The sequence below is a fragment of the Bacillus sp. FSL K6-1218 genome, assembly GCF_038006445.1.
Taxonomy (GTDB): Bacteria; Bacillota; Bacilli; order Bacillales; family Bacillaceae_G; genus Bacillus_A; species Bacillus_A thuringiensis_S.
The window spans coordinates 137,181-149,273 of the sequence record NZ_JBBOVE010000002.1 but is presented as its reverse complement, the minus strand read 5'-3'; the positions used below and the strand labels follow the sequence as shown (position 1 = coordinate 149,273).

Below are 12,093 nucleotides of genomic sequence, written 5' to 3'. Positions count from 1 at the left end.
TTTAAAATCATCATTTTTATATTTTATCAAAACTACAAGAACAACCAATCTTGTTAATTCACATTACTTCTAATTACCCATTCTATTTCTGCTAATTCTTGTTTTAGAGTATTTTGAGTGTGTGGTTTGGTGAAATGAACATTAAGAGCTTCTTCATTTTCCCAAATCTCCCACAGCATTAATTTTCGTTCTGAGGGTTCAAGAGGGTACACATGAAATTGAATACATCCTTCTTCTTTAATAGTTTCTTTTTCAAGTTTTTTGAACTCCTCTATTATTTCATTAAGGTCTTTATCACTAATAATTTTCAAGCATGCAGTTATGTAATGCATCAGATTGACCTCTTTCCATTCCTAAATTTTAGTCGGTATCAAAAAATATATTCAATTAATATTTTATAATTCCTTGTTTTTAGATGTGAGGTGATGGCTGGGTGAAGCAAGCCGAGGAGCTAGCCCTTCTAATTTCCCTTTCCTTAGACCTAAAACATGAAAGTAAACTTTTTAATATTAGTTTACATTCAGTTCCTTTTAAATATTTACTTCTCGCCGAAATCCTTGATATCCTCAAAATCAACAAGAAAATTATACATTTAAAACACTATAAATAAAAAGGTCAAAAATCCATGAACAAAAAATTACATTGGAATCAACAAAGAAGAAAAAGATAACGCTCTAGATATATTTTGTATTTAATTATGGACAAATGCATTCTGTCCAGCAGCGACCTGCCACGTTCCGAGTTCTTTGACCATCACATAAATAGCAAGACTGCCTTGCCCGTTTTCTATTATTGTCCCTTCAGAGGTTGTCGGGTATTGCCTAATATGTGTAATTGCTACATCCGAACGCACAAAGTTAATGCTTTCAACTGTATAGGAAGCATATGAGTTGCGAAGTGGTCCTGCCAAGATAATCTTGTGCACTTCATTGATTTGCTTCCAACCTGATAGCCGTTCACCAAGTACATTTACCCATGTAGCGTCTGAAGTGAAGTGACGATCTAATTCATCCGCATCATGTTGATTAAATGCAACCTCAATCTCAGTGATCGTTTGTTGAATGGCGTCAATTTCTTCCTGCTGATTCTCTTTTAAACCGTGAACTTTAGACTTGTTAGACATATTCTTTTCTCCTCCTATGTTAGTTTGATATCTATAGTTTATTCAAGTAAAGTTATCATAACATCCAACAATAGTAGTATCTTTCTAAAGAGGAATTCATACCACGGTAAGATGGTAAGACATATTTTGTATACCCTTACTTATATTTATCTGCAAATTCCCCTTGTATATTATATACATGTCATATTTACATAACTTCACTTATCGGTAGTCCATGTATTTAAAAATGAAGCGCCTCAAAAAGAACATGTAGTAATTTCTACATGTTCTTTTTTTCTTATTAACCGACCAAGGTTATATTGTACATGTTCATAGCATTGTATGTTGAATTTCAATTGTAAGTTCTAATCTAAACTTTTTATCATTAGTTTACATTCAAAATATGAAAAATAAAGAGATTAGAACATCTAAAAACCTAGATCTATGCTAGCTTTTTTACATAGTTTTCTTTAGAAGAAATCACTATATCTAAAAACCTATAAAAATTCCCTCAAAAGATTTAAAGGGACTTTTATAACCTTTCCCTTAACTTCATAGTTATAGCCTACAACCTATGCAATTCTATTTTTCGCTTTTATCTAAGTCGCGTAATAACAAGATGTGCTGAAACAGACTCTGTTCCTCCAGCCAGAGGAGTAATGGTTAATGCTGTGGATTCGCTAGCAGGATTTCGTACAGTAAGTATTGAATTGATGACGGATGTTTGCACAAGAGCCATTCCTACTATCTGAGAAGTACCCGTTGCTCGACCAACTACCGTATAAGCTAATTCAACAGCTCCTGCTCCCGAATTAAGAGTTAAAACTAGTTGACCCGCTTCGGTCACACTCACCTGAAACAAGACCTGATAACTACCGATTGCAGACAAATTAAATGTATCAGCACCAGTACGCGCAATCCCCGCCCCACTAAAAGGTCCGTCTCTTGGAAAATCTACGTCTCCACCGACTGCAACTGTTGCAGCATTATCAGGGGGCATCAACGCGTAAAAATCCGCAAAATCTAATACCGCTCCTGTTGCTCCCGTTGGACCTATGTCTCCTGATGGTCCCGTTACTCCTGTCGAACCTGTTGCTCCCGTTGGGCCTATGTCTCCTGATGGTCCCGTTACTCCTGTCGAACCTGTTGCTCCTGTTGGGCCTATGTCTCCTGATGGTCCCGTCGCTCCCGTCGAACCTGTTGCTCCCGTTGGACCTATGTCTCCTGGTGGTCCCGTTACTCCTGTCGAACCTGTTGCTCCCGTTGGGCCTATGTCTCCTGATGGTCCCGTCGCTCCCGTCGCTCCTGTCAAACCTGTTGCTCCCGTTGCTCCTGTCGAACCTGTTGCTCCCGTTGGACCTATGTCTCCTGATGGTCCCGTCGCTCCTGTCGAACCTGTTGCTCCCGTTGGGCCTATGTCTCCTGATGGTCCCGTCGCTCCTGTCGAACCTGTTGCTCCCGTTGGACCTATGTCTCCTGATGGTCCCGTTGCTCCTGTCGAACCTGTTGCTCCCGTTGGACCTATGTCTCCTGATGGTCCCGTCGCTCCTGTCGAACCTGTTGCTCCCGTTGGACCTATGTCTCCTGATGGTCCCGTTGCTCCTGTCGAACCTGTTGCTCCCGTTGGACCTATGTCTCCTGATGGTCCCGTTGCTCCTGTCGAACCTGTTGCTCCCGTTGGACCTATGTCTCCTGATGGTCCCGTTGCTCCTGTCGAACCTGTTGCTCCCGTCGCTCCTGTCGAACCTGTTGCTCCCGTTGGACCTATGTCTCCTGATGGTCCCGTTACTCCTGTCGAACCTGTTGCTCCCGTTGGACCTATGTCTCCTGATGGTCCCGTTGCTCCTGTCGAACCTGTTGCTCCCGTTGGACCTATGTCTCCTGATGGTCCCGTTGCTCCTGTCGAACCTGTTGCTCCCGTTGGACCTATGTCTCCTGATGGTCCCGTCGCTCCTGTCGAACCTGTTGCTCCCGTTGGACCTATGTCTCCTGATGGTCCCGTCGCTCCTGTCGAACCTGTTGCTCCCGTTGGACCTATGTCTCCTGATGGTCCCGTTACTCCTGTCGAACCTGTTGCTCCCGTTGGACCTATGTCTCCTGATGGTCCCGTTGCTCCTGTCGAACCTGTTGCTCCCGTTGGGCCTATGTCTCCTGATGGTCCCGTCGCTCCTGTCGAACCTGTTGCTCCCGTTGGACCTATGTCTCCTGATGGTCCCGTTGCTCCTGTCGAACCTGTTGCTCCCGTTGGGCCTATGTCTCCTGATGGTCCCGTCGCTCCTGTCGAACCTGTTGCTCCCGTTGGACCCGTTGGACCTCGTGGACCACCTGATGGTCCTGTTGCTCCTGTTGGTCCTGTTATTCCTGTTGGACCAATTTCAGGTAAAGGGAAACAACATTGAAACGGTATACATCTATTCTTTTTAAATTTGCTCATAGTTCTCACCTACCTTATAGAAAAAACAAATTTTCTAAATACCTACACCACAACATATGAACCTTCCAAATGTAAGTATAAGGAAAACACCTATGAAACCCACAATAGAATCATATAGTTAAGCCCAATTTCACATTTTCAAATATAAACGGTACTTTTAAAAAAATATATTCACTCCAAAACATTTTTCATATGTTCTTTTTTAATAAAAATGAAAGTAAACTTTTACCCAGAAGTTTACTTTCAATCTCAGGGTTACCGTTAACAAAGCTCGAATATCCTACGCTAAAAAATCATCATAAATTAAGCCTCCTTAGAGATGACATTTTAGTAGCAGTCAAAAACAAAAGTCTTGAAATAAGCCATGTAGGACAATCTATTGTAAACTTTCTCAATATTATATTTTAAATCTTCTAATTATAATTATATTAGTTCTCTTTTTAGAGGCTATATATTTGTACAACTCTTACTAATTACTTAATCACTATAAGGAGGAATAATAATATGTTGAAAAAACATACAATATGTTTGAAATTTTGCCATCACGATACAGTAGTCGAATTTGAAATGGGTGATAATGATTCTCGATGGGGTTCTTTTGAACTTTATATTGATACATATGCAGAGGATGCGCAGGAGGCTAGAAGAAACATACTTGAGCATATAGAACATTATATTGATAAAAACAAATTTAGTAAGTGGTTAGATACCCATTTGCATTTTGGTAAGAGCAATATATTTCTAACGATGACAACAAATCGATTTGATGAAGAGCAGTCTTTATGGGATGTAGAGTTGAAAATTGATGGTTCTATTGTAACTAAGCAAGTATCAGCATATTCAGAGTATGACGCAATAACAAGTTTTGGAATAGCAAGACTAGCTAACTCAGTTGAAATCATCCTTATTAAACCAAGTACTCAATACATAATTAAGACTGAAGATAATACTAAGGGAGATTACAACTTTGCGGTGACTTTTAATATTAATAATCAAGATAATGAAACGTGTCAGGTTAATTACTTTTCAAGTGTAGTTCCAACAGAAGAAGAATTACAATCTATTCAGGGAAACGCACTATCGGCAATAATAGAACCAAGTTGGCAGAACGTAAAAGTAGTTGAAACAAAGATCCATGAGTCTTCTTATGATGTTGTACTTAAATCGAATGAAACTGAGAAGACTTATCAAATTCGAACTCCAAAGACAAAAGAATTTGCCTGTATGTTGGGTATTAGCGAGTTAGCAAAAGAAAACAATCCAAATATGGATTATACAAAGTTAGAATTTTTGGATGTAAATAAGATGGATGATAGCCAATAAAAATGTGAAATATGGTCAAGAATCCTTATTGTTTAAAGGGTTCTTTTTTTGATCTTAAATAAACGTTTTTTTATATAAAAGGGATATTTTCTTTGTTCATTTTTCATAAGTTAATTTATTTATCAATTACATTTCCTACCATTTAAATATAAAATAAACTAGCAAAGCTGAATTTTTTATATTCTCAAATTGAATGGGAGGCATTTGATATGGTATCGAAAGGAAAACAATCTAATATCGTCAATCCGAAAGTAGATTCTATTGCTGTTGAAGGAGAATCTATTACGATTGGACGACTGATGGGATATTATTACAACGATGAAAACTTTACAAAAGAGGCATTAATCGATTCATCCACATATGGTCATTTTCGATTAGCATCAGAGCACTATGAAGAGTTATTAACGGAAGAAGAACAGGTATTTAAATCGATTCGATGGATTGGGTACATACGTCCAGACCAAACAGAGGACTATACGTTTTCTACTTCTAATGACAAAAATAGTGTGATTTGGGTTGATGGAGAGATCGTCAACAATTTAGCCAATCATATGGTAAAAGATCAGTTCTACCGAATCCGAATTGATTACCGTCCAGAAAACGTAAAGGAAACAGAGTTTCATTTATACTGGTCTCATCCCGATACAAAAGAAACAATTCAGGTCCCTGTAGAAAATCTATATCTTCCTAACTTATCGGTCGCTTCTTTAGAGAAGGATGAGCACCGTTGTAACGCTATTCCCAATTTATTTGACCCAAATCAAAGCAAAGATATACAGAAAGATCAAGATGGAGATAATATCACTGATAGTATGGAAAAAAACGGATACACCGTAAAGGGCGGACTTGCTGTAGCATGGAAGGATGAGTATAAGGACAAAGGATATACAAGATATGTATCGAATCCTCATAAGCTCAGTACAGCAGGAGATATATATTCAGATTTCCAAAAAGCATCTGGGTTGCTAGATGGTGCCCTTCTTAGGAAAGGCATCAGGAACCCATTAGTTGCAGCCTGGCCCGTGGTAGGGGTTCGCATGGAAAAACTGATTTTATCCGAAAGTAAACAAATGTCAAATTCAGAAGATCATACGATGACGCATGATCATACGTATTCGAATACAGAAGGTGTTACCATAAACGCCGGGTTTGCTGATGGGGGATTTACCGGTGGAACTTCCGTTAACTATTCTCATACAGATTCTGTATCGAATGGAACCTCTGATACAACAGGGGATACTGTGAGCTGGGATACGGCGCATGCGGCGTATGTGGATTTGAATATTCGTTATTTTAATACAGGTACCACAACGTGCTTTAATATTGCACCTACAACAAATTTTGTCTTAGTTGATGATACATTAGCTACCATTAAAGCGCAGACCAATAACATGTGTGATCAGTTACAAGCAGGTGGTTATTATCCTACACTGGATAGCCATCCCATCGCTTTAACGACATGGGATCAGTTTAATGGGAATCCCATTAGTATCAACAAAGGTCAATTAGTGAGTATTCAAGCGGGCAACGCAGTCCAACTAGAAACACCTCAAGTATCTGGCGTATTCGCTACAATCAATGATGCTGGAATCATTGTACCAAGTGATGTGAACTTCTCAGCCTATAAAGGGTCAATAGAGAGCCATACAGCTTCTGTGATTATATCAACCGGAACATACGCGGCTGAAAGCAGGATTGCCACAAAAGATGCGGACGATCCTGAAGATTTAACACCAGAGAGCACATTGGGAGAGGCGCTTCATTTTGCGTTTGGGAGCCTTGTACAAAACAAAGATGGCAAGCCCATAGCTGATGATGACAATGAGATGTATTTCGTAGACGATACTGACAAGGTATGGCCATTGTGGGAAGAGGCTGTCGGGCTGTTTTATGATGACAAGACACAAAAGGCAATCCAAGACCAATTTGATGCGGGTATAACATCTATTTATAACGTTACCTTAAGGCAAGGCATGAATATTACCATCAAAATTGCCGATAGGTATCATGATGGAACCACCTATGGTAATGATTCAATATCTTGGAACGGGGCAGATCTAGTGAGTCATGGATTAAGCACGAGGGGGACTGTAACAGGGATTGTAGAAAAACCATTGGATGCCTACACCAGCTATATACTTAAATTAAATATGAAGAATCAGGCGAAGATAAGTATAGGAGACCAATCCATTGACGTTAACATCTCTGAAGAAGATGCCTGGGGCTGGGTGCAAATTCCTTTTAAAGTTCTTGGCGAACCAGAAGATTTCAACACCATTACTATCCAAGCTTTAGATGGTTGTAGAACTCACTTCGCAGACATCAGCATTATAAAATTAGATTTAGAATACGAGCCAATTTCTAAACAAATCTTAGAGGCTCATTCCTTCCATGATTGGATTATGGGTCCTCCAATTGCCGGTACAAAGACTTATCTTGGACTTCATTTTAGTATAAGTGATCCAAGGGTATTGAATGCTTTCACGAAATATCATTTTTCATATGTGAATACTCAACAAGAATGGGATTGTGGAGTGAAACCTAGACATAATTTAGATAATGATGGGCTATTAAAATGGAACCTTGCGGACTATACGGATATGTCATTGGATGCAGGTTTTACTTATATTATAAAAGCAGTATTAGATACTGGAGAAGAAATAGAAGTTCTCAACAAAGTCTTGCCTGCATGATAGAAAAATAGAATGATTGGAAGCGAAATATACTTTCAAATGAAATGGATTTAAGTCACAAGTCAAATGAATCTAGAAAAAATGCTATCTGTATTGAGATGTAAAAGAAAATGATGTGATACGCACTCTTTTCTGTATGCAAATTACATGTATCTATATGTATAAATGATGTTTGTAAGCATCCCCTACCTGTACGTTTCTTTTATATGGAAAACTACTTTCCACAAGTGGGTCATCGATACAGGAGTCGGGATGCTTATTTTATAGAATTCCAATTGGTAGGAGGAATACCATGAACAAAGATGCTGAGATAATGAATTTAAAAACTGAAGATTTCGAAGGGAACACAGACGAGGCAAAGAAATGGGCTGAGGAACAGTTTAAAGACTGGAAAAATTCTTTAACAGAGGAACAGAAAGCAATCCTTGCGGATTCGGATAGAGTTCATGATTTAAATGTAAACCTTCAAAAATATCATAACACCCCAGACAAACTAAGCAAGGCAGATCAACGAGCGATAGAAGAACTCGATACATCTTTAAGAGAAGCAAGTGCGAGAATACCAGAACCTATGTATGTCTATAAAAATATGAGTGCTGAAGAGGTTGGATTTCCTGAAGGGTATTTTTATACAGATAATCCAAAGACAATTGACGAAAAGAAAGCGGAAAACTTTTCTGTCTTGTTTAAGTATGGTGCCATTAATGATTTTATGAAGATAGATCTTAGTACACACGTTGATAACTCATCCCCTATCCTATTTCATTTCGTATGTCCAAATGGGACGTCTATGGGTTATCTAAATGAGGATCAAATAATCTTAAATCGAAACCAAGGCCTTGAAGTAACAGGTATGTCTATCATTACTATGGACGGCCGAGAATTGATTCGTATAGATGGAAAACTAATTTCAAAAGATGAAATATTAAAAGAAGTAAAACAAGTGCAAAATGATGTGAATAATAAGTTTAAAGAATTAGTAAAAACTGATGCACAATTAGTAGATTTACAAGTAGATGGCTTGTATGCATCTATTGTTGTAACGAGAGTAGAAAATTTGATTAAACAAGTTAGCAGTAGAATACCAAATGATCAGTTAATTCTTTGTTTCAGAAAAATGACTGCAGATGGTGCGTTGCTGTTAACTGATAGTAGTCTTATGAATTTTGGTGCACCGAATGACCGTGTCCTGGGATTTTATAATCCGAATAAAGGATATGTAGCTATAGACATTAGTCATTTTGGGCACACGGACGAGATCGTTCCTTTAATAGATACAGTCATGCATGAACTTGGGCATGCATTTGATGACCTTCTTTTTGCAAAAGATGGAACTTTGGCATCTGAAAGTGTAGCATTTAAAGCAATCTATGAAGCTGAAAAAAATAACATTACAGATGATATCTATATTCCGGTCTATATAAAATATATTACAAGTACTTCTAAAGAATTCTTCGCGGCAATTTTTGCTTGCCTGTATTCGCCAGATCCTAGAATCGTGGAATTAATTGAAAAAGAAGCGCCCGAAGCATGCGCATTTATCCGAAATTTAATGGAGATGTCGCTACAAGCTAGTAATCATGTAAGATTTAGAAACGCTAAGTCCTTATATGACTAGACATATAAAACGTTTTGGGGGTTATGTAATTGATTTACAGAAAACCCCTCAGCCAATAGAATAAACGATCCCTATATAAGCTCAATAGGTCATAGGTGGGAATAAAAGTAAGCCTATGACCTATTTTTACACGTATCTCGGCTGTACCCCATTATTGTTATTTCCTGTTGCAGAATCCTTATTATAAGGATTCCTTTTTTGTATCAAAAATTTACAAATAAAAAAAGATAAGATCGGCGAATACGATCTTATCTTAAGCATAAGGGAAAAACAAGTGACACAAACCATCTTAATTTTTATGATATTATATTTTTTGTTAATTTTCGATATAAAATCCATATTTAACATCTATATCAATATTGAGAAATTTATTACAAAATTATCTATAAACGATTCAAAATCCGAAAGTAAACTTTTATCCAAAAGTTTACTTTCGATTCATTGCAAATACTGAATTTCTTCTATTTCTTTATATTTCTAAGAAAACGCCAACAAAAGTATACATTCAAAACACCTATTTTATTAGATTTATAAAGTTGTACAGAGATAATAAAGTTGTTTAAAAAACGCCGGTCATGTTATTCAACAATTCGGCCAGATTGTTGAATAACAGTTATATAGAAAACTGTTATTATATGTTAAAGTTTATAATAAATTGTGGAGATTGCTACTTAAAGTTAATATGCAGGTTAATTAAAAAACATTCTCTTAAAAGGGGGAGTGTTTATTACTTTCGAACATAAAGAAGTGAATATTGAACATGAAAAAATAAATGACAAACTTGCTCTGAATAAGTAGAGTATTGCACAAGTTTCCCATAGGCAACAGTCTGGTTTTTCACTACAAAAAATCAGTAAAATAAGAGAAGGAAGTGAAAGATTTGAACAAACAAAAAGCGGTAGAAATAGCAAGAAAGTATGGTTTGGAAGTTAAAGAGGAGTCCATCATATTCAACGAGTCTGGTTTAGATTTTCTGGTTGCTTATGCAGAAGACGATAAAGGCGAAGAATGGGTGCTAAGGCTTCCGAGACGGGACGATGTGATGCCGAGGACGATAGTGGAGAAGAAAGCACTGGATCTTGTAAACAAATATGCCATTTTTCAGGTTCCAGTCTGGTCGGTTTATAAAGACGATCTAATAGCTTATAAAAAGTTAACCGGAGTGCCAGCAGGTACGATTGATCCGGAGATTCAAAACTATTTGTGGGAGATGGATTATGAAAATGTACCTGAACAATTTCACCAGACATTAGCCAAAGCGTTGGCTTCGCTACACACAGTTCCGAAAGCAGAGGCTCTTAAAGTAGGCCTGTTTGTCCAGACAGCAGAAGAGGCAAGAAAATCGATGATTGAGCGTATGGAAAAGGTTAAAGCGAAGTTTGGCGTAGGCGAATCCTTATGGAACCGCTGGCAGGCCTGGGTAAAAAATGAGGAATTGTGGCCTCAGAGAACAGGTCTGATTCATGGGGATGTTCATGCTGGCCACATGATGATTGATAAAGATACTAACGTAACCGGTTTTATCGACTGGACCGAAGCAAAAGTAACGGATGTATCAAATGACTTTGTTTTCCAGTACCGGGCATTCGGGGAGGCAGCCCTGGAGAAACTGATCAACTATTACCGGCAAGCAGGCGGGATTTACTGGCCTGCCATGAAAGAGCACGTCATTGAACTTAATGCGGCATACCCTGTTGCGATAGCTGAGTTTGCGATTATCTCAGGCTTGGAAGAATATGAGCAGATGGCGAAAGAAACATTGGAAGTGAATGACCGCTAGCATTAAGAAAAAAATAAAAAAAGTTCTTCTTAGCGTACAATTTTCTCGAAATGATATGGAATGTAATTTCAGTGAAAATTGATATAAATAGAAAAGAAGCTAACGAAAACATTAAGGAATTAACTACCGTAGCTAATGAGTGTGTTGATGCGTTAGAACGATTAGAAAAGGAACTAGGAAGATTCTTTGTTTCTCCCACCCTCTTTAGAGCCGTCACTTCGGCGATGGCTTTTTGTTCATTTGAATAAAAGGTTAATTATGTTTTCTGCTGAATGGATAGATTGGGAAGGTGGAGAAATTATGCAATATGAAGAGATGTTGAAAGAATTAGCGGTAGGGGAAATATATACCGAAAAACAAATTTCTAATTTGTTATGCAATAATAGAAAAGATTTAACTATTTTATGCGACTCTGTAACAAAGTTCGGTGAATCTGAAACTGAAAGATTTAAAGTGATGGGTAAATACGAAATATATGTTCATAATAATCAAGGTTACTCTTATCATGCACCATCAAAAAAGACATTAGTTTATATTATAGAAAAGATTTAAAAGCATCCAAAACGGGTGTTTTTTCTTTGTTATATAGAAATTACACATTAATTGACAAAATGGACATTTGATGAGGTTATAACATGTATATAGGAATTACTGTATTAGGCGCTGTTGTGATCGGTTTAGCGTATTATTTGTTATAAAGGGTAACAAAATAAACAAAAATAGAAATAGTTAACAAATGTCTGTTTTTATAGTTTATAGGTGAACATAACTATACGTTTATATTGCATTTGTAAATTATTATCGAATATAAGTATATGACTTTCTGTAAGAATCCTACATTCTTCTCTATATACCTATGTTTATATTTTTTTATAATTTATTATGATATAGATATTGATTTAAAGCGTTTTATTCAAAGTATTCAATTGAGATTTTTTAGGTGTTTAAGATGGTTATTTATTATCCTTTTCTAAATTCACAAAATTTTCAAATATAAAAGGCGCATATTTTAATATTCATTGTATAATAAAATCAACCCGTGGTTATAGTGTTTGCTCCGATACAAATTATGAGATAGTTTGTTTTAACTTTTTTACATTATCTAAAAAAGAACTTGTAGTGATTTCTACAAGTTCTTTTTAC

Annotated in this window: 9 protein-coding genes; 6 read left to right on the top strand and 3 right to left on the bottom strand. The window is 37.2% G+C overall.

All coding sequences use genetic code 11. From position 1 onward, the window contains the following. Positions 1-53: 53 nt before the first annotated feature. From MHI26_RS28950 to MHI26_RS28940, 3 genes are all read right to left on the bottom strand, one after another. Positions 54-332 (bottom strand): putative quinol monooxygenase, encoded by a 279-nt coding sequence (locus MHI26_RS28950; RefSeq protein WP_002169788.1) that lies wholly within the window; start codon positions 330-332, stop codon positions 54-56. A 359-nt stretch (positions 333-691) separates the two neighbouring features. Next, positions 692-1,123 (bottom strand): SgcJ/EcaC family oxidoreductase, encoded by a 432-nt coding sequence (locus MHI26_RS28945; protein ID WP_061667981.1) that lies wholly within the window; start codon positions 1,121-1,123, stop codon positions 692-694. Between the two features lie 574 nt (positions 1,124-1,697). After that, on the bottom strand, positions 1,698-3,536 hold the full coding sequence (locus MHI26_RS28940) for a hypothetical protein (protein ID WP_340809260.1): 1,839 nt from the start codon (positions 3,534-3,536) through the stop codon (positions 1,698-1,700). A gap of 504 nt (positions 3,537-4,040) precedes the next feature. Here MHI26_RS28940 and MHI26_RS28935 point away from each other — a divergent pair. The 6 genes from MHI26_RS28935 to MHI26_RS28910 all read left to right on the top strand — a co-directional run bounded on the left by MHI26_RS28935 (position 4,041) and on the right by MHI26_RS28910 (position 11,502). After that, entirely contained in the window at positions 4,041-4,859 is an 819-nt protein-coding gene (locus MHI26_RS28935) for a hypothetical protein (RefSeq protein ID WP_061667855.1), read from the top strand. A gap of 209 nt (positions 4,860-5,068) precedes the next feature. Beyond that, complete coding sequence (locus tag MHI26_RS28930) at positions 5,069-7,552, top strand: binary toxin-like calcium binding domain-containing protein (protein WP_061667854.1); 2,484 nt, start codon at positions 5,069-5,071, stop codon at positions 7,550-7,552. Positions 7,553-7,844: 292 nt separating this feature from the next. Beyond that, entirely contained in the window at positions 7,845-9,170 is a 1,326-nt protein-coding gene (locus MHI26_RS28925; protein ID WP_061667853.1) for an ADP-ribosyltransferase, read from the top strand. 880 nt (positions 9,171-10,050) lie between these two features. Then, positions 10,051-10,950 carry a macrolide 2'-phosphotransferase MphM gene (mphM, locus tag MHI26_RS28920; RefSeq protein ID WP_061667852.1) on the top strand — a complete coding sequence of 300 codons (900 nt, stop codon included), beginning with the start codon at positions 10,051-10,053 and terminating at the stop codon, positions 10,948-10,950. Positions 10,951-11,000: 50 nt separating this feature from the next. Beyond that, positions 11,001-11,198: a hypothetical protein gene (locus MHI26_RS28915; protein WP_340994735.1), complete on the top strand. Its 198-nt coding sequence runs from the start codon at positions 11,001-11,003 to the stop codon at positions 11,196-11,198. A 52-nt stretch (positions 11,199-11,250) separates the two neighbouring features. Continuing rightward, positions 11,251-11,502, top strand: a complete 252-nt coding sequence (locus MHI26_RS28910; RefSeq protein ID WP_002169363.1) for a hypothetical protein — start codon at positions 11,251-11,253, stop codon at positions 11,500-11,502. Positions 11,503-12,093: the final 591 nt, after the last annotated feature.